General features: G+C 74.1%; 17 protein-coding genes. 9 read left to right on the top strand and 8 right to left on the bottom strand.

Annotation, left to right across the window (positions count from 1 at the left end; genetic code table 11):
- Nucleotides 1-6 precede the first annotated feature (6 nt).
- Both BLP29_RS17290 and BLP29_RS17285 read right to left on the bottom strand, forming a co-directional pair.
- The gene (locus tag BLP29_RS17290) at nucleotides 7-918 is read right to left on the bottom strand and encodes a hypothetical protein (RefSeq protein ID WP_092806811.1); all 912 of its coding nucleotides are present in this window, start codon (nucleotides 916-918) and stop codon (nucleotides 7-9) included.
- 19 nt (nucleotides 919-937) lie between these two features.
- Complete coding sequence (locus BLP29_RS17285; protein WP_092806809.1) at nucleotides 938-1,237, bottom strand: DUF4193 domain-containing protein; 300 nt, start codon at nucleotides 1,235-1,237, stop codon at nucleotides 938-940.
- Nucleotides 1,238-1,512: 275 nt separating this feature from the next.
- On the opposite strand from BLP29_RS17285, the gene BLP29_RS17280 reads away from it, so the two are divergent.
- A complete protein-coding gene (locus BLP29_RS17280) occupies nucleotides 1,513-2,559 on the top strand; it encodes a phosphotransferase family protein (RefSeq protein ID WP_092806807.1) in 1,047 nt (348 codons plus the stop codon).
- A gap of 73 nt (nucleotides 2,560-2,632) precedes the next feature.
- Entirely contained in the window at nucleotides 2,633-3,169 is a 537-nt protein-coding gene (locus BLP29_RS17275) for a LytR C-terminal domain-containing protein (protein WP_092806805.1), read from the top strand.
- 34 nt (nucleotides 3,170-3,203) lie between these two features.
- Here BLP29_RS17275 and BLP29_RS17270 read toward each other — a convergent pair whose 3' ends face one another.
- The gene (locus tag BLP29_RS17270; protein WP_092806803.1) at nucleotides 3,204-4,025 is read right to left on the bottom strand and encodes an inositol monophosphatase family protein; all 822 of its coding nucleotides are present in this window, start codon (nucleotides 4,023-4,025) and stop codon (nucleotides 3,204-3,206) included.
- A 63-nt stretch (nucleotides 4,026-4,088) separates the two neighbouring features.
- Between BLP29_RS17270 and ppgK the strand changes: the two genes are divergently transcribed.
- From ppgK to BLP29_RS17245, 5 genes are all read left to right on the top strand, one after another.
- Nucleotides 4,089-4,832 carry a polyphosphate--glucose phosphotransferase gene (gene ppgK, locus BLP29_RS17265; RefSeq protein ID WP_092806801.1) on the top strand — a complete coding sequence of 248 codons (744 nt, stop codon included), beginning with the start codon at nucleotides 4,089-4,091 and terminating at the stop codon, nucleotides 4,830-4,832.
- A 147-nt stretch (nucleotides 4,833-4,979) separates the two neighbouring features.
- Complete coding sequence (locus tag BLP29_RS17260; RefSeq protein WP_279385463.1) at nucleotides 4,980-6,206, top strand: RNA polymerase sigma factor; 1,227 nt, start codon at nucleotides 4,980-4,982, stop codon at nucleotides 6,204-6,206.
- A gap of 362 nt (nucleotides 6,207-6,568) precedes the next feature.
- The gene (locus BLP29_RS17255; RefSeq protein WP_092806799.1) at nucleotides 6,569-6,784 is read left to right on the top strand and encodes a DUF7455 domain-containing protein; all 216 of its coding nucleotides are present in this window, start codon (nucleotides 6,569-6,571) and stop codon (nucleotides 6,782-6,784) included.
- A 133-nt stretch (nucleotides 6,785-6,917) separates the two neighbouring features.
- Complete coding sequence (locus BLP29_RS17250; RefSeq protein ID WP_092806797.1) at nucleotides 6,918-9,401, top strand: VanW family protein; 2,484 nt, start codon at nucleotides 6,918-6,920, stop codon at nucleotides 9,399-9,401.
- Nucleotides 9,402-9,457: 56 nt separating this feature from the next.
- Complete coding sequence (locus BLP29_RS17245) at nucleotides 9,458-10,591, top strand: YihY/virulence factor BrkB family protein (RefSeq protein WP_243470058.1); 1,134 nt, start codon at nucleotides 9,458-9,460, stop codon at nucleotides 10,589-10,591.
- A gap of 1 nt (nucleotide 10,592) precedes the next feature.
- Here the strand turns inward: BLP29_RS17245 and BLP29_RS17240 are convergent, their stop codons facing one another.
- Genes BLP29_RS17240 through BLP29_RS17230 form a run of 3 tightly spaced genes read right to left on the bottom strand, consistent with a single transcriptional unit; the run spans nucleotide 10,593 to nucleotide 11,792 of the window.
- Nucleotides 10,593-10,817, bottom strand: coding sequence for a DUF3039 domain-containing protein (locus BLP29_RS17240; protein WP_091249592.1), 225 nt, complete (start codon nucleotides 10,815-10,817; stop codon nucleotides 10,593-10,595).
- Complete coding sequence (locus tag BLP29_RS17235; protein ID WP_243470057.1) at nucleotides 10,814-11,149, bottom strand: DUF3099 domain-containing protein; 336 nt, start codon at nucleotides 11,147-11,149, stop codon at nucleotides 10,814-10,816. Before BLP29_RS17235 ends, BLP29_RS17240 begins: the two co-directional genes overlap by 4 nt.
- Before the next feature lie 58 nt (nucleotides 11,150-11,207).
- Complete coding sequence (locus BLP29_RS17230; protein ID WP_092806793.1) at nucleotides 11,208-11,792, bottom strand: HhH-GPD-type base excision DNA repair protein; 585 nt, start codon at nucleotides 11,790-11,792, stop codon at nucleotides 11,208-11,210.
- 76 nt (nucleotides 11,793-11,868) lie between these two features.
- On the opposite strand from BLP29_RS17230, the gene dtd reads away from it, so the two are divergent.
- On the top strand, nucleotides 11,869-12,315 hold the full coding sequence (gene dtd / locus BLP29_RS17225) for a D-aminoacyl-tRNA deacylase (protein ID WP_092806790.1): 447 nt from the start codon (nucleotides 11,869-11,871) through the stop codon (nucleotides 12,313-12,315).
- Between the two features lie 232 nt (nucleotides 12,316-12,547).
- The gene (gene sigB / locus BLP29_RS17220) at nucleotides 12,548-13,531 is read left to right on the top strand and encodes an RNA polymerase sigma factor SigB (protein WP_092806788.1); all 984 of its coding nucleotides are present in this window, start codon (nucleotides 12,548-12,550) and stop codon (nucleotides 13,529-13,531) included.
- Between the two features lies 1 nt (nucleotide 13,532).
- On the opposite strand, the gene BLP29_RS17215 is transcribed toward sigB, so the two are convergent.
- Entirely contained in the window at nucleotides 13,533-16,229 is a 2,697-nt protein-coding gene (locus BLP29_RS17215; RefSeq protein ID WP_092806786.1) for a bifunctional acetate--CoA ligase family protein/GNAT family N-acetyltransferase, read from the bottom strand.
- On the bottom strand, nucleotides 16,222-17,406 hold the full coding sequence (locus BLP29_RS17210; RefSeq protein WP_092806784.1) for an acetoin utilization protein AcuC: 1,185 nt from the start codon (nucleotides 17,404-17,406) through the stop codon (nucleotides 16,222-16,224). Before BLP29_RS17210 ends, BLP29_RS17215 begins: the two co-directional genes overlap by 8 nt.
- Between the last annotated feature and the right edge of the window lie 126 nt (nucleotides 17,407-17,532).

Below are 17,532 nucleotides of genomic sequence, written 5' to 3'. Positions count from 1 at the left end.
CGAAGGCTAGTGCCGGCCGGGTGCGCGGTGCCCGGGTGCGCGGAGGTCGGCGAGCACGGCCTGCGCCAGCTGCGCGGTGGCCTTGCGGTTGCTGCGGGCGGCCAGCCCGGCGCCGAGCAGCAGCGGGGCCGCCGAGGAGACGTTGCGGGCCAGCCGGCGGGTGACCCGGCGACGGAGCGCGTTGACCCCGGCGCTGCCGAGGGTGGCCACGAGACCGCCGCCGCCGGGGCCGGACTCCACGGCCCGCTGCCGGGTCCAGCTGGTCAGGTAGGCACCGGCCCGGGCGGCCGCGTCGCCCGGCGCGGGCCGGCCGTGCAGCTCGTGCAGCTCGCCGATCAGCACCACCTCGACCGCGGCGACCAGCACCGTCTCGGCGCCGAGCTCGAGCGGCAGGGCGATCATGGAGGGCGGGGCGAACCACTGCGCGGCGGTCAGCCCGCCGGTGGCCGCGCCGATCCCGGCGGTGATGCGGGAGTACCGGGTGACCAGGGCGTCGGCGATCGCCGCGTCGTCCAGGCCCGGGTGGGCCGCGCGCAGCCGGTCGCGGTCGCGGATCGGCAGGCGCGGGGCGGCGGCGTGCAGCAGGTCGGTGAGGACGCCGACGGGGCGCCAGCCCGCGCCGTCGTCGGGGTCGCCGGCGGATGCGCCGTCGCGGCCCCCGGCGGGCCGGCCGGCGCGGGCGGCCCCGCCGACGGCGGTGACCACGTCGCGCAGCACCGCCCCGGCCCGGCCGCCCTTGCCCGCGGGTGCGGTGCCGCCGTCGTCGTCGTCGGGCCGGTCACCGAGCAGACCCCCGACGGCGTCGGCCACCACCCGGGCGGCCCGCGCCAGCGGGTGCCCGGGCTCGTCGGGGTCGGCGCCGACCGGCCGGGGACGCGGGACGTCCCGGGCCGGTGCGGTGCGGGGTTCCTCGGCCATCACCGTGCCCGGACCGCGCTCAGGCGCAGTCGCGGCAGACGAGCCGGTCGCCCTTGGTGCTGGCCAGCCGGCTGCGGTGGTGCACCAGGAAGCAGCTGGAGCAGGTGAACTCGTCCTCCTGCTTCGGCAGCACCCGGACGGTGAGCTCCTCGTTGGAGAGGTCCGCGCCGGGGAGCTCGAGGGCCTCGTTGAAGTCGGTCTCGTCGACGTCGACCGAGGAGGACTGCGCCTCGGCCCGGCGGGCCTTGAGCTCCTCGAGCGAGTCCTCGCCGAGCTCGTCGGCCTCGTTGCGGCGTGGGGCGTCGTAGTCGGTGGCCATGGTGTGCCCCTCTTCCTTCGTCGTGCGGGCCCTCGTGGGGCCCGTGTGCTGTGTGCCGCTGCCCCCGGCCGCCACGGTCTCGGGCCGGCCGGGGGAGCCCCCCGCGGAGATGTGCCGTGGGGTACTCCGGCAGGCCCCCCAACGCGGCGGGCCCCGCGTTTGTGCCCGGTGGGCCGACGGTCACACACCGCATCGGAACTTGATCGGTGCGTACCGTCCCACAACCTCAGAGCAGGGGCGCCCGGGGCAGGGGCGGCAGAGGTTACCCTGCGCCGATGACCGCCACCGTGGGTGCTGATCCAGGGGTCGTCGGCCCCTACCTGGCCACCGTCCTGCACGACGACCGATGGCGTCAGGTGCAGGTCGACCTGATCGCCGCGGGCATGTCGAACCTCACCTACACGGTCACCCCGGCCGGGGGCGGGCCGGCCGACGCGGTCATCCTGCGGCGCCCGCCCACCGGGGCCGTCCTGGCCACCGCGCACGACATGGCCCGCGAGCACAAGGTGATCAGCGGGCTGGCCGGCACGCCGGTGCCGGTCCCCCGCACCCTGCACCTGTGCACCGACACCGAGGTGCTGGGTGCGCCCTTCTACGTGATGGAGCGGGTCGAGGGGGTCCACGTCGTCGACGCCCTCCCCCCGGGCTACGCCGACACCGAGCCCGAGCGGCGGGCGCTGGGCGACGGCCTGGTCGACGTCCTGGCCGACCTGCACACCGTCGACCCCGACGCGGTCGGGCTGGGCGACTTCGGCCGCCCCGAGGGCTTCCTCGCCCGCCAGGTGCGCCGCTGGACCACCCAGTGGGAGGCCACCCGGGACACCGACCGCCCCGGCCTCGACGCGCTCGCGGCCCGGTTGGCCGAGACGGTGCCGCAGACCCAGCGCTCGGGCATCGTCCACGGCGACTACCGCATGGACAACTGCCTGCTCGACCCGCACACCCCCGGCCGGGTGCGGGCGGTGCTCGACTGGGAGATGTCCACGCTCGGCGACCCCCTCACCGACCTGGGCATGCTCTTCGTCTACTGGCCGCAGGCCGGCGAGGACCGCGGGGTCGCCCTCTCGGCAGTCACCACCCTGCCGGGCTTCCCGACCCGCGCGCAGGTCGCCGAGCGCTACGCCGCGCGCACCGGCACCGACCTGGGTGAGCTGAACTGGTACGTCGGGTTCGCCTACTTCAAGTTCGCCGCGATCATCGCCGGCATCGTCGCCCGCTCGGCTGCCGGAGCCATGGCCGGCAAGGACGCCAGCGGCTACGCCGACAAGATCGACCCCTGCGTCGAGCTGGGACGCGCCGCGCTCGAGGACGGTGCGGTCTGAGCCGGCACCGCGCCACTAGGCTCTCGGCGATCCCGATCCACCACCGGGTGGAGCGCAGCCGAGCGGAGCCCCGTTGAGCGAGACCACCGAGCGCCGGCCGGTGCGCCCGCGGCGCGACCGCAGGCCCCTCCTCCCGCTGGTGTTCCTCCTGGTGCTGGCCGTGGTCGCGCTGGGCGTGTGGTGGAACGTCTTCCGCGACGCCGCCGCGGCCGACCGGGACGCCGCCGCGGCGTGCACGAGCGCCGGGCAGGCCCCGCCCTCCCTGGACCCCAGCAGCCTCGAGCTGCGCGTGCTCAACGGCACCGACACCGCCGGGCTCGCGCAGACCGTGGCCACCACGCTGCAGTCGCGCGGCTTCGTGGTCACCGAGATCGCCAACGACCGCTCCGGCCGCGAGGTCACCGGCGTCGGCGAGCTGCGCTACGGGCCCCGCGGCGAGCAGGCCGCCCGCTACATGGGCCTGTTCCTGGTGGGCGCCACCGACTACGAGGACACCCGCGCCGACGCGACCGTCGACGTCGTCGTGGGGCCGCAGTTCACCGAGCTGGCCCCCGCCGAGGCCGTCGCGGCCACCCTCGCCCCCGTCGCGAGCGCCACCGCCGGCTGCTGAGCCCCGCGCCGCGGGTCGGGCCGGCCGGCCCGGCTCAGCCGGCGGCGTGCAGCTCGACCAGCAGCGCGTCCAGCTCCTCGGCCACCCCGGGCGGGAAGGCCTGCACGAGCGGGTCGGCCGGGCCGTACCCGGTGCGCACCCGCACCTGCAGCCCGGCCTCGGCGGCGACCAGCGCGGCCGCCGTCCAGTCCCAGGGCTTGAGGTCGAGCTGGTAGTACCCGTCGACCCGCCCGGCCGCGGCCAGGCACAGCTCCACCGCCGCCGACCCGAACCGGCGCACGTCGCGCACGTGCGGCAGCAACCCGGCCAGCACCCGGCCCTGACGAGCCCGGATGCCCGCGTCGTAGGCGAAACCGGTGGCCAGCAGCGTCTGCTCGACCGACGGCGGCGCCGACGCCCGCAGCGGGGTGCGGACGCCGTCCCGGGTCGACCAGGCACCTCGCCCGCGCACGGCCGCGAACACCTCGCCGGTCGGCACGTCGACGACGACGCCCACCTCGGTTGTGCCGTCGACCTCGGCGGCGATGCAGACGGCGAAGGAGTCCAGCCCGTAGAGGAAGTTGACGGTGCCGTCGATCGGGTCCACCACCCACCTCACCCCGCTGGTGCCCGTGCGCGAGGCGCCCTCCTCGCCCAGCACGCCGTCGTCGGGTCGGGCTCCCAGCAGCCGGGAGACGACGAGCTCCTCGCAGGCACGGTCCACGGCCGTCACGACGTCGACCGGGTTGCTCTTGGTGTCGACCTGGTCGGCGGCACCGGCGCGGCCGGCCCGGACGAGCTCGGCGGCCGCCCCGGCCGTCTCCAGGGCCAGCGCGAGCAGCTCGTCGGCGAGGGGGTGGGCGTCGCGGGTGGTCACATCGGGGGATCCTGCCGCACCGCCCCCGCGCTGGAGGGCGACGAGTGTCACTAGCCTGTCCCCGTGCAGGGCTTCGGAGTGGACGTCGGCGGCAGCGGCATCAAGGGATGCCTGGTCGATCTGGATCGGGGTGAGCTGGTCGGCGAACGGGTGCGCATCCCCACCCCGCAGCCGGCGATGCCCGATGCGGTGTGCGACGTCATCGGCGAGGTCGTCGGCCAGTTCGGCTACCAGGGCCGGGTCGGGGTGACCTACCCCGGCGTCATGAAGAGCGGCGTGGCCTACACCGCCGCCAACATGGACTCCTCCTGGATCGGCACCGACATGGCCAAGGCCGTCGAGGCCCGGGTGCCCGGCACGGTGCAGACGCTCAACGACGCCGACGCCGCCGGGCTGGCCGAGATGGCCTACGGCGCCGGCAAGGGCCAGCGCGGGCTGGTGCTCATGCTGACCTTCGGCACGGGCATCGGCAGCGCGCTGTTCATCGACGGCCGGCTCGTGCCCAACACCGAGTTCGGGCACATCGAGGTCGACGGCAAGGACGGCGAGAAGGCCGCCTCCGCCGCCGCCCGCGAGCGCGAGGACCTCTCCTACCCCGACTGGGCCAAGCGGGTCGACCGCTACCTCGACACCCTCGAGCGGGGCCTGTGGCCCGACCTCATCGTGGTCGGCGGCGGGGTGAGCAAGAAGGCGCACAAGTGGGTGCCGCTGCTGTCGACGCGCACCCGGGTGGTGCCCGCCGAGCTGCTCAACGACGCCGGCATCGTCGGCGCGGCGCTCGCGGCGGAGCAGCGCATCGGGCAGTAGCCCGTCCGGGTCCAGCTTGCGGAGCGGGGCCGTCCCGGATCGCGGTCGTCCGCGACGTGATGCTCGCTACACTGGCGGCGCTCCTCGCGTCGCCGGCCGGACCGGCGCCAGCCCGGGGATCGCGTCGCAGCCCGGGAAGGAACGCCAGTGCCCGCCGCCAAGCCCCGCACACGGTCCAGCACGACCAAGCCGACCATCTCCCCCTCCCCCGGCCAGGAGCCGACCGAGGGCACCGTCCTCACCGCCGTCGCCTCCGAGGGCGCCACGGTCGCCGTCGTCGGTGGCAAGGAGGGCCTGACCCTCGACGAATCAGCCGTCGTCGGGACCGACGGCCCCGAGGTGGCCGGCGATGACAAGGACGACGACGCCGCCGCCCCCGCCGCGGAGGACGAGTGGGAGGACGAGGAGGAGTCCGAGGCCCTGCGCAAGGCGCGCAAGGACGCCGAGCTCACCGCCTCGGCGGACTCGGTGCGGGCCTACCTCAAGCAGATCGGCAAGGTCGCGCTGCTCAACGCGGAGGAGGAGGTCGACCTCGCCAAGCGCATCGAGGCCGGTCTCTACGCCGCCGAGCGGCTGCGCCAGCTGGCCGAGGCCGGCAGCAAGCCGAGCACCCAGGTGCGCCGGGACCTGAACTGGATCGTGCGCGACGGCGAGCGGGCCAAGAACCACCTGCTCGAGGCCAACCTGCGCCTGGTCGTCTCCCTGGCCAAGCGGTACACCGGGCGCGGCATGGCCTTCCTGGACCTGATCCAGGAGGGCAACCTGGGCCTGATCCGTGCGGTGGAGAAGTTCGACTACACCAAGGGCTACAAGTTCTCCACCTACGCCACCTGGTGGATCCGCCAGGCCATCACCCGGGCCATGGCCGACCAGGCGCGCACCATCCGCATCCCGGTGCACATGGTCGAGGTCATCAACAAGCTCGGCCGCATCCAGCGCGAGCTGCTCCAGGACCTGGGCCGCGAGGCCACCCCGGAGGAGCTGGCCAAGGAGATGGACATCACCCCCGAGAAGGTGCTGGAGATCCAGCAGTACGCCCGGGAGCCGATCAGCCTCGACCAGAACATCGGCGACGAGGGCGACAGCCAGCTCGGCGACTTCATCGAGGACTCCGAAGCCGTCGTCGCCGTCGACGCGGTGAGCTTCACGCTCATGCAGGACCAGCTGACCTCGGTCCTGCAGACGCTGTCCGAGCGCGAGGCCGGCGTCGTGCGGCTGCGCTTCGGGCTCACCGACGGCCAGCCGCGCACGCTCGACGAGATCGGCCAGGTCTACGGCGTGACCCGCGAGCGCATCCGCCAGATCGAGTCCAAGACCATGAGCAAGCTGCGCCACCCGTCGCGCTCGCAGGTCCTGCGCGACTACCTCGACTGACAGAAGGACCCCCTCCCCCCGACCGCTCGCGGGCTCGCGGTGGGCCCCTGCGAGGGGGCCGGGGTCACGAAGTCATCACATGTGGCTGTGGGATCTGGTCGTGCGGGGTTGACGGCGGCAGCGCGCGGGCATCGGTTGTAGCGTGGAGCCGTCCAGAGAGCAGCGGAACCACGTACCACCGTTCGACCCAGTGCGATCCCTGCTCACCCGCTCCACCAGGTCCAGGAATTCCCCGGCGCACCGTCCGCGGCGCGTCGAGGGTCATCTGGACCGGAACGGGAACACCGGGGGTCATCCTGGCGCTGTGCAGGAGGCCGACCCGCGAACGCGGGTCCGTGCGACGGAGAGCGAGTGATGACCAGATGAGCCAGACCCTGACGACGAGCCCCGCCACCGATGACCTGGTCGTTCCCTTCCACTGCGACCGTTGCGGCGCGCTGGCCAAGGTCCGGGTCGTGCTGGCGAGCGGTAGCGACCTCGTGTTCTGCGGGCACCACGCCCGCGAGTACGACGCCAAGCTGCGCGACATCGCCGTCGACATCATCGACACCGAGCGCGAGCAGCCCGTCCCCGCCTGATCGAGACGCTATCGTCGCGCTCAGCGATGAAGCGAGTACATGACGACGCCGCCGGCGCCCACCCGGGTCCCGGCGGCGTCGTCGTGCGCGGGGCAGGACGCCCCGCCCGACCGACAGCGAGCGTGACCTCCCGATGAGCGACGAGACGAACCGGCCCGAGCCCGACCAGGCCCCGGAGCCCGACCGGACCGCCCGTCTCGAGCCCGACGGCACCATCGGGTCCGGGCGCCCCGCCGCCCCCGGTGGGGTGTCCCGTCCGCAGCCCCAGGCCGCCGGATGGGGTGGTCAGACCCCTGAGCCGGTGGTCCCGCCCGGCCAGCCGCTGCCGGTCAACCCGCGCCGCCGGGCGGCCGACGAGGCGACCCCGCCGCCGGTCGCCGACGACGACGCCCCCACCGGCCGGATCAGCCGCGCGACGGCGACCCCGGTCGGCCCGTCCACCGCTCCCGTCGACGGGGCCGAGCCCGCCGTCCAGCAGCCCGTGGTCGAGCAGTCCGTCCACGGGCAGCCCGTCGACGAGCGACCGGCCCCCGATGCCCCGGCCGAGCAGGACGCGGCCGAGCAGGACGCGGCCGAGCAGGACGCGGCCGAGCCCGACGTCCCGGACGGCGACGCATCGCAGGACGACGCCGCGGAGCACGACTCGGACGCGCCCACCGCCGCCGTGCCCGCCGTCGTCGTGCCGGCCGACGTCTTCGACGAGCCCACCGTCGTGCGCACCGCCGAGCCCGACGAGTTCCCGCCGGCCGACCGGCGCAGCCCCGCCTCCGCCGAGGACGACGAGCCGCCCCGCACCGGTTCGGGACACCTGGTCGGGCCGTCGGAGCACGGGCGCAGCCGCTGGCGCCGTCCGGCCGTCCTGGTGCCGCTCGGCGTCCTCGCGCTGCTGGGCGTGGTCTGGGGCGCCGACCTGGCGCTGGCCGGCGACGACGTCCCCCGCAACACGGTCGTGGCCGGCGTCGAGATCGGCGGGCTGTCCCCCGCCGCCGCGGCCGAGACCCTCTCGACCGAGCTCGCCCCCCGGGTCACCGCGGACCACGTGATCGTCGCCGACGACGTCGAGGGCGTGCTGTCCCCGGCCACCGCCGGCATCACCCTCGACGTCGACGCCACCGTCGACGCCGCCTCCGGGCAGCCGCTGAACCCGTGGACCCGGCTGGTGTCGCTGTTCACCGAGCGCACGGTCGAGCCGGTCATCACCGGCGAGGAGACGGCCCTCGCCGCCCAGATCGACGCCTTCGCCGAGACCGTCGACCGTGCCCCGGCCGACGCCACGATCGCCGTCGAGGGCACCGACGCATCCGTGGTCCCCCCGGTCACCGGCCGCCAGCTCGACCGCGACGGCGCCGGGGACGCCGTCACCGACGCACTGGCGTCCGGCGGCGACCCCAGCACACCCATCGAGCTGCCCGTGGACACCACCGACGTGCAGGTCGACGAGCAGGACGCGCAGCAGGCCCTCGACGACGTGGTCACCCCGGCGCTGTCCGCGCCGGTCACCGTGCGCGGCGACGACGGCACCACCGCCGAGCTCGACGTCGCGGGCATCGCGTCGGCCCTGCGGTTCGCCCCCGGCACGGACGGCGCCCTCGAGGTGACGCTCGACCCGGCGGCGCTGCGGACCGCGCTGGGCGACCAGCTCGGCGAGTTCGGCACCCCCGCGCAGGACGCCCGCTTCCAGATCACCGGCGACGCGATCGCGGTGGTGCCCTCGGTCGACGGCACGGGCATCGACCCGGCCGCCCTCGCGACGTCGCTGCGGCCGGTGCTGACCCAGCCCGCGCCCCGCGAGGTCACCGCCAGCCTGGGCGCCGTTCCGGCCGACTTCACCACCGACGAGGCGAACGCGCTGGGCATCGTCGAGCCGGTCAGCTCGTTCACGACCAACTTCACCAACGGCGCCAGCGGCACGAACATCCGGGTGGTCGCCGAGTTCGTCGACGGCGCCGTGGTGCTGCCGGGCGAGACGTTCAGCCTGAACGGCTACACCGGGCCGCGCGGCGAGGCGCAGGGCTACGTGCCCGCCGGCGTCATCAACAACGGCGAGTTCACCCAGGCCGTGGGCGGCGGGATCAGCCAGTTCGCCACCACGATGTTCAACGCCGTGTTCTTCGCCGGGCTCGAGGACGTCTACCACAAGCCGCACAGCTACTACATCAGCCGGTACCCGGCCGGCCGCGAGGCCACGGTCTACTACGACTCCATCGACCTGAAGTGGCGCAACGACAGCGAGACCGGCATCTACGTGCAGACCCAGTGGGTCGCCGGGGGGTCGATCACCGTGACGTTCTGGGGCACCAAACGCTACGAGATCGAGTCGGTGAGCAGCGAGCGGTTCAACGTGCGCACCCCGGTGGTGCAGGAGAAGCCCGACGACGGCAACTGCAACCCGCAGGGCGGCGCCAACGGGTTCGACATCACCGTCACCCGCATCTTCGAGGACCCGACCACCGGCGCCCAGCTGCGCACCGAGCAGTTCAACACCCGGTACGCCGCCGAACCGGTCATCCGCTGCATCCCCGTGCCCGAGCAGGCCCCGCCGGGCACGGCGCCGGGCGCGCCGGCCCAGCCCACCGGACGGCGCCCGCGCTCGGCCCCCCGACCGGTCGGGACCTGACCCCTCCGGGTGGGCGTGTCGACACGCCCACCCGGGCGCTCCGGCACACTGGGCGGGTGGCCACCGTCGTCCCCCCGCGCACGCCGGCCGCGGCCGACGGTGCCGGAGCGGGTTCCGGCGACGACGACCCCACCAGGGACGACGAACCGGCGGTCGGTGACGCCACGCCCGTGGCCGACGACGACCCCGCCCGGGACGTCGACCCGGCACCGCCCCGCCGCAGCTGGCGACCGGCCGATCTCGTGGCCCGCTCCCCCGCGCCCGTGCGGGTCCCGCTGCAGGTGCTCGGCCGCACGGTGGCGAAGGCCTGGCAGGACCGCATCCTGGGCCTGTCGGCCGAGGCGTCGTTCTGGCAGGTGCTGTCCGTCCCGCCGCTGCTGATCGGGCTGTTGGGGTCGCTGGGCTACCTGGGGTCGTTCATCGGCCAGCGCTCGGTCAGCGAGATCGAGGCCCGGCTGGTGCAGCTGGCCTCCGAGGCCCTGACCCCCACCGTGGTCGACACCCTGGTGCAGCCCACCCTGACCGACATCCTGGGGTCGGGCCGGCTCGACGTGGTCAGCGTCGGGTTCCTGGTGTCGCTGTGGGCCGGGTCCTCGGCGACGGCGACCTTCATGAACACGATCGTGATCGCCTACGACCAGCGCGACGTGCGCGGGCCGATCCGCACCCGGCTCATGGCGCTGGGCCTGTTCGTGGTCGCCCTGGTGGTGGCGGTGCTGTCGCTGCCGCTGCTGGTGCTGGGCCGCACCTCGCTGGTGGCGCTGCTGCCCACCGACTTCCAGGGCACCGCCACCGTGCTGGTCAACGCGGTCTACTGGCCGCTGGTGCTCGTCGTCCTCGTGCTGGCGCTGACGAGCTTCTACCACGTGACGCTGCCCCGCCGGCTGCCGTGGCTGCGGCACCTGCTGGGTGCAGCGTTCGCGGCGGGGTTCTTCCTGAGCGCGGCGCTGGTGCTGCGCACCTACGTGGCCGACGTGCTGACCACCGCGCTGCCCTACGGGGCGCTGGCCGCACCCATCGCCGCGCTGCTGTTCTGCTTCTTCCTCGGCATGGCGATCCTGCTCGGCGCCGAGCTCAACGCCACCGTCGAGGCCCGCTGGCCCAGCGGCCAGCGGCGGCACGACCGCCGCCGCCGGCGCCGCCGGGCCGCCAAGATCGAGCTCGAGGCCCGCAAGCTGGGTCTGCGCTAGCTCACTTCTTGAGCTGGGCGTAGACCTCCTTGCACGGCTCGCAGACCGGGCTGCCGGGCTTGGGGCTCTTGGTCACGGGGAAAACCTCACCGCACAGGGCCTCGACCATCGTGCCCATGACCGCGCTCTCGGCGATCTGGTTCTTCTTGACGTAGTGGAAGACCTCGGGCGGCTGCGAGGTAGTGTCTTCGCGGACGTCAGGGCGTTCCAGGGTCTCGGTGCTCACGGCTCGGAGTCTATGACCCGTCCGCTGCTGGGCCGGGCCTCGAGGATGCGGTCGGGAGCGGGCACCCGGTACCGGTTCACGTCGAGCTTCTTCTTCGGCGGACGGTCGTTGGCCATGACCACCGCGATCCACGGCAGGATCGTGCCCAGGACGGCGAACACCGCCATCAGCCACACCGTCTGGTAGAAAGCCGCGGCCAGCACCACGCTCACGATGCGGATCCCCATCGTGATCACGTAGCGCTTCTTGCGCGCCGCGTGCTGGTCACCCAGGCTCGGCTGGGCCTCCGTGATGAGCACCGGCTCGTTGCTGGTCTCGCGGCTCGACGTCACACGGCCCATCGTGCCACCGGTTGGCGTCCTGCCGCCGGGCGTGGCGGGAAATCTCGTTTCAGCTGGTCTTGTCGGCCTTCGCGGCAGCCTTCGCGGCCTGCTTGAACGCCCGCACCTCGGCCAGGCTGGTCGGGTCGACCACGTCGGCCACCGAGCGGCGAGCACCGTCGGTGCCGTAGTCCCCTGCGGCCTCGCGCCACCCCTGCGGCCGCACGCCGTACTGCTTGCCGAGCAGCGCGACCATGATCTTGGCCTTCTGCGCCCCGAACCCGGGCAGTTCGCCGATGCGCTTGAGCAGCGTCGCCCCGTCGGGCGCGTCGGCCCACAACTGCTCGGCCCGGCCGTCGTAGCGCTCGACCAGCAGCCGGCAGACCGCCTGTGCGCGCTCGGCCATCGACCCGGGGTAGCGGTGCACCGCCGGCGGCCCGGTGAAGGCGGCCTTGAGGACGTCGGGGTCGGCGTCGGCGATGGCCGTCGCCGACAGGGTGTCGACCCCGAGCCGCTCGGCGAGCAGCGCCGGCCCGGCGAAGGCGCGCTCCATCGGGAACTGCTGGTCGAACAGCATGCCCAGCAGCAGCGCCAGGGGATCCCGACCGAGCAGGTCGTCGGCGGTCGATTCCTGGGCGATCCGGATGGTCGGCACGCCGGCAGTCTGCCCGACCGCGCCGACCTCCCGGCCCGGCGGTCCGGCGTCGCGGCCCCGGCGGGAGGATCGGGGCGTGCGAGCAGTCGTGAGCCGGGTGGCCAGTGCGTCGGTGGAGGTCGAGGGGTCCGTCGTCGGCGAGATCGGCGCCGGGCTGCTGGCCCTGGTCGGCGTCACGCACGCCGACACCCCGGCCGATGCCCGCGAGCTGGCCCGCAAGATCCACGAGCTGCGCATCTTCCCGGGCCCGGACGGTGAGCGGTCGGCGTCCGACCTCGGCGCGCCGATCCTGGTGGTCAGCCAGTTCACCCTGTACGGCGACACGCGCAAGGGACGCCGCCCCTCGTGGGCGGCGGCAGCGCCCGGCCCGGTGGCCGAGCCGCTGGTGGACGCGGTGGTGGCCGCACTGCGCGAGCGCGGGGCCGAGGTGGCCACCGGGGTGTTCGGCGCCTCGATGCAGGTGGCGAGCGTCAACGACGGTCCGTTCACGCTGCTGCTGGAGGTCGGAACCACACCGGTGTGATTCGGCACGCACCTCGCGGGTACCGCTGCACCTGTCGAATCGCTGTGTGACGGATCGGTCAGGAACACCGGAGGTGGTGTCGGCCGTTGTGCAGGACGTACCACACGGGATCACGGATCCCGCGGACGGGGCAGACCGGCGATCCCGGCGTGTTCCGCTCCGACGACGCCCGGGTGACCGGCCAGCACGACCGGCGGCCATCCGACTCCCGAGGCAAGGACGAAGACTCACCGTGACGCTGCTGCAGTCCTCCCCCACCGACACCCTGAGCGTGCGTGCGCCCCGTCGCGCCGCCGACACCAGCGGCCTGGTGTCCACCGACCTGGTGCGCGTCTACCTCAACACCATCGGCAAGACCGCGCTGCTGACCGCCGAGCAGGAGGTCGAGCTCGCCAAGCGCATCGAGGCGGGGCTGTACGCCGGCCGGCTGCTGGCCGAGAAGAAGCTCACCCCCGCGGTGAAGCGCGACTACGGGCTGCTCGCCGCCGACGGCAAGGCCGCCAAGCAGCACCTGCTGGAGGCCAACCTCCGCCTCGTGGTCTCGGTCGCCAAGCGCTACACCGGTCACGGCATGACGTTCCTGGACCTCATCCAGGAGGGCAACGTCGGCCTGATCCGTGCGGTGGAGAAGTTCGACTACACCAAGGGCTTCAAGTTCTCCACGTACGCCACGTGGTGGATCCGCCAGGCGATCACCCGGGCCATGGCCGACAGCGGCCGCACGATCCGGCTGCCCGTCCACCTGGCCGAGCAGGTCAACAAGGTGGTGCGCACCCGCCGCCGCATCCACCAGGAGCTCGAGCGCGAGCCCACCGCCGAGGAGCTCGGCCTCGAGCTCGACATGACCCCCGAGCGGATCACCGAGCTGCTGGAGTACAGCCGCGACCTGGTGTCGCTCGACCAGACCGTCGGTGCCGACGAGGAGTCCCGGCTCGGAGACTTCATCGAGGACACCGACGCCGCCGTCGCCGAGGACGCCGTCGCCTTCCAGATGATGAAGGGCGACGTCCGCACGGTGCTCGGCACGCTGGAGGACCGCGAGCGCGACGTCGTGGTCATGCGGTTCGGTCTCGACGGCAACCAGCCCCGCACGCTGGAGCAGATCGGCAAGCAGTTCGGCCTGTCGCGCGAGCGGGTGCGCCAGATCGAGCGCGAGACGATGAGCAAGCTCCGCTCCCCCGAGCGCGCCGACGCCCTGCGCGACTACCTGGCGTAGCTCACGCGGTGAACATCCGCCGAGGCCCGGGGTCGACCCGGGCCGTCGGCGGGCCCACGCGCACGGCGGCGCCGGCCACCACGAGCGACCGGCCGCCGTGCCACGGGTTGGGCGGGCCGACGATCACCGGCTCCAGCGACAGCGAGAGCACCTCGGGCAGGTCGTCGGCCAGCCGGGCGACCCGCAGCAGCAACTGCTCGACCGCCTCGACGTCGACCCGCTCGGCGCCGCGGTAGCCGTCGAGCAGCGGCCACGCCCGGATCTCGCGGACCATTTCGCGGGCGTCGGTGTCGGTGACCGGCAGCGTGCGCAGCGCCCGGTCGCCCAGCAGGTCGCTGGCGAACCCGCCGACCCCGAAGCTGACCAGGGCACCGAACGACGGGTCGTCGAGCACCTCGACCACCACGGTCACCCCGGGAGCGGCCATCTCCTGCACGATGACCGGGTCGTCGGCGGGGATGGCCGCGAACCCGGCGCGCACGTCGTCGGCGTCGCGCAGGTCGAGCCGGGTGCCACCCAGGTCGGCCCGGTGCCGCAGCCACGGGGCGGTGGACTTCAGCACGACCGGGTAGCCGACCTCCTCGGCGGCGGCCACGGCCGCCTCGGCGTCGTCGGCCCGTCGGGTGCGCAGCAGCGGCACGCCGTAGGCGCCCAGCAGGGCGATGACCTCGTCGTCGGTGAGCTCGCGCCCGCCGTCGGCCAGAGCCGGCTCCACGACGTCACGGGCGGCGGCTTCGTCGACGTGCTCCAGCTCGGGCACCGTGCCGGCCGGACGCCGCCGCCAGGCCGCGTACTCCGACACCCGCGAGAGGGCGATCACCGCCCGCTCGGGGGTGGAGAACGACGGCACGGAGCCGCGGGCGGGCATGCCGTCCTCGCCCCGCACCACCAGGACGTCGGGGATGCCGTCGGTGGACAGGAAGTTGGCGACCAGCGGCTTCTCCGCCCCGGCGGACACCTCGCGCAGCACCCGGCCGAAGGGCTCGGTGTCGTGGGCCAGGGCCGGCAGGTAGACCGCCACGACGGCGTCGACCTGCTCGTCGGCCAGGGCCGCCTCGAGCGCCGCACGGAACTCCTCGGGCGGCGCCGAGGTGCCGATGTCGACCGGGCGCTCGTGCGCCAGCTCGAGGCCCTGCTCCAGGACGGCGTCGGCCACCAGGACGCCGACCGCCGTCGAGTTGCCCACGACCGCGACACGGGGACCGGCGGGCAGCGGCTGGTGGGCGAGCAGGGTGCCGACGTCGAACAGCTCGGCCAACGTCTGCACGCGGATCACCCCCGCCGAGGCGAACAGCGCGGCGACGGACTCCTCGGGCACGGTGACGCTGGTGCCGGCCAGCCCGGCGGTCATGCCGACGTGCCGCCCGCTCTTGACCGCGACCACCGGCTTGTCGCGGCCGACCCGGCGGGCCAGCCGGGCGAACTTGCGCGGGTTGCCGAAGCTCTCCAGGTGCAGCAGCACGACCTCGGTGCCGGGGTCGGTGGCCCAGTACTGCAGCATGTCGTTGCCGCTGACGTCGGCGCGGTTGCCGGCCGACACGAAGCTCGAGAGGCCGATGCCGCGGTTGCTGGCCCGCTCGAGCAGCATCACGCCCAGCGCCCCGGACTGGGCGAAGAACCCCATGCGGCCCCGGCCCGGCACCCGCGGGGCGAGGCTGGCGTTGAGATTGACCGAGGGGTCGGTGTTCACCAGGCCCAGGCAGTTGGGACCCACCACGCGCATGCCCGACGCGCGGGCGGCTGCGACGAACTCGCGCTCGGCGGCCCGGCCCTCGGGCCCGGTCTCGCCGAACCCGCCGGAGATGACCACCAGGCCCTTGACCTGCTTGCGCCGGCAGGCCTCCACCACCCCGGGCACCTCGGTGGCCGGGACGGCGAGCACCGCGAGGTCGACGTCGTCGGGGATGTCCTCGATGGTGGCGTGCGCGGGCACGCCCGCGACGTGCCGCACGGCGGGGTTGACCGGGTAGATCGGCCCGGCGAACCCCTGGTCGAGCAGGTGCCGCAGCACGGCGTGCCCGATCTTGCTGCGGTCGTTGCTGGCGCCGACGACCGCGACCGAGGTGGGGTTGAGCAGCCGGCCGATGGAGCGGGACTCGCTGCGCTGCTCGCGCTCGTAGGTGACCGCGAGGGCCTGCTCGGTGGGCGCGATCGGGAAGGTGAGGTGGACGACGCCGTCCTCGTAGGAGCGGCGGGCCTCGTAGCCGGCGTCGAGGAAGACCCGCACCATGCCGGAGTTCTGGCTGAGCACCTCGGCGACGAACCGGGTGATGCCGCGCTCGCGGGCGGCGGCGGCCAGGTGCTCGAGGAGCACCGAGCCCAGACCGCGCCGCTGGTGGGCGTCCTCGACGAGGAAGGCGACCTCGGCGTCGGAGGTGTCGGGGTAGCGGTCGTAGCGCCCGACCCCGATGAGCACGTCGCCCAGCAGGACGACGAAGGCCACCCGGTCGACGTGGTCCACGTGGGTGAAGCGGTGCAGGTCCTTGTCGCTGAGCCGCTTCATCGGCCCGAAGAAGCGGTAGTAGCGGGTCTGGTCGGAGCTGCGCTCCATGAGCCCCTGCAGGCCGTCGGCGTCCGCGGGGGTGATCGGGCGCAGGTGCACGGTGCCGCCGTCGGCGGCCACGACGTCGGCCTCCCACCCGGGCGGGGGCGCCGGGGCGGCGGACGTGTCCGGGGCGGTGTCCTCGGCGTCAGTCACGGGGATCGTCCGGGTCGAGGCCGAAGAGGGGGTAGGCAGCGGTGCGGGTGCGCGAGATCGCCCGGTCGACACGGTTCTCGGTGAAGGGGTCCCAGTGCTGGAAACCGGTCCAGCCCCCCTCGGTCATGGAGCCCGGGGGTTCGATGCGCAGGCCCTGGGACAGCACGTCGCGAGCCCACGAGTCGGGGATCGGCGTGCTCGGCGGCACCGGCGTGCCGGCGGCCTCGGCGATGAGGTGGGTCCAGGCCCGGGGCACGCACCGCACGAGCCCGTAGCCGCCCCCGCCCAGGGTGAGCCACCTGCCCTCGCTCACCTCGTGGGCGAGTTCGTGCATGGCCTTGTAGGCCGCGCGCTGGCCGTCGACGGTGAGGCCGAGGTCGGCCATCGGGTCCTCGTGGTGGGTGTCGCAGCCGCACTGGGTGACCAGGATCTGCGGGGCGAAGGCGCGCACCACCCCCGGCACGACGGCGTGGAAGGCGCGCAGCCACCCGGAGTCGTCGGTGCCGTTGGGCAGCGCCAGGTTGACGGCCGAGCCGGGCGCCTTCTCGGGGTCACCGGTCTCCTCGGCGTACCCGGTGCCCGGGAACAGGGTGAGCGGGGTCTGGTGGATGCTCACGGTCAGCACCCGGGGGTCGCTCCAGAACGCGGCCTGGACGCCGTCGCCGTGGTGCACGTCGAGGTCGACGTAGGCGATGCGCTCGTAGCCCTGGCCCAGCAGCCAGGCGATGGCGATGGCCGCGTCGTTGAAGACGCAGAACCCGCTGGCGGCGTCACGCATGGCGTGGTGCATGCCGCCGGCGATGTTCACCGCGTGCTGCGCCTTGCCCTCGTGGATCAACCGGGCCGCGGTGACCGAGCCGCCGGCGATGAGCGCGGAGGACTCGTAGATGCCGTCGAAGACCGGGTTGTCGGTGGTGCCCAGCCCGTGCCCGACGCCGGTGGGGTCGCCCGGCGCCCGGCGGACGGCGTCGAGGTAGGCCGGGTCGTGGACCAGGGTGAGGAGGTCCTCCCCCGCCGTCTCGGGCCGCACCACCTCGATGCGCGGACCCGACAGCACGCCGAGCGTGTCGGCCAGCCGCATCGTGAGGTCCAGCCGCACCGGGTGCATGGGGTGGTCCCCGCCCCACGTGTAGCCGAGGTAGGCGTCGTCCCAGACGACGCTGACGGCATCGCTCATGGTGCGCCCTGCGGAGCCGGCCTCATCGCCTGATCACCCCCGCGACGCTACCGCCCGGCGCGGTTCGCCGCGCCCGGTCCGGTGGCGCGGTGCCCGTACGCTCGTGGCAGACCCCTGCACGGAGGA

This window comes from Klenkia marina (assembly GCF_900101025.1).
In the GTDB taxonomy this organism is placed as follows: Bacteria; Actinomycetota; Actinomycetes; order Mycobacteriales; family Geodermatophilaceae; genus Klenkia; species Klenkia marina.
The sequence above is the reverse complement of the archived record's forward strand: the minus strand, read 5'-3'. Positions and strand labels throughout refer to the sequence as shown.

Excerpts from the sequence above, each read along its gene's own strand:
- BLP29_RS17280 (WP_092806807.1), top strand. The coding sequence starts at position 1,513 with ATGACCGCCACCGTGGGTGCTGATCCAGGGGTCGTCGGCCCCTACCTG.
- BLP29_RS17255 (WP_092806799.1), top strand. The coding sequence starts at position 6,569 with ATGAGCCAGACCCTGACGACGAGCCCCGCCACCGATGACCTGGTCGTT.
- BLP29_RS17210 (WP_092806784.1), bottom strand. The coding sequence starts at position 17,406 with ATGAGCGATGCCGTCAGCGTCGTCTGGGACGACGCCTACCTCGGCTAC.
- BLP29_RS17290 (WP_092806811.1), bottom strand. The coding sequence starts at position 918 with ATGGCCGAGGAACCCCGCACCGCACCGGCCCGGGACGTCCCGCGTCCC.
- BLP29_RS17250 (WP_092806797.1), top strand. The coding sequence starts at position 6,918 with ATGAGCGACGAGACGAACCGGCCCGAGCCCGACCAGGCCCCGGAGCCC.
- BLP29_RS17285 (WP_092806809.1), bottom strand. The coding sequence starts at position 1,237 with ATGGCCACCGACTACGACGCCCCACGCCGCAACGAGGCCGACGAGCTC.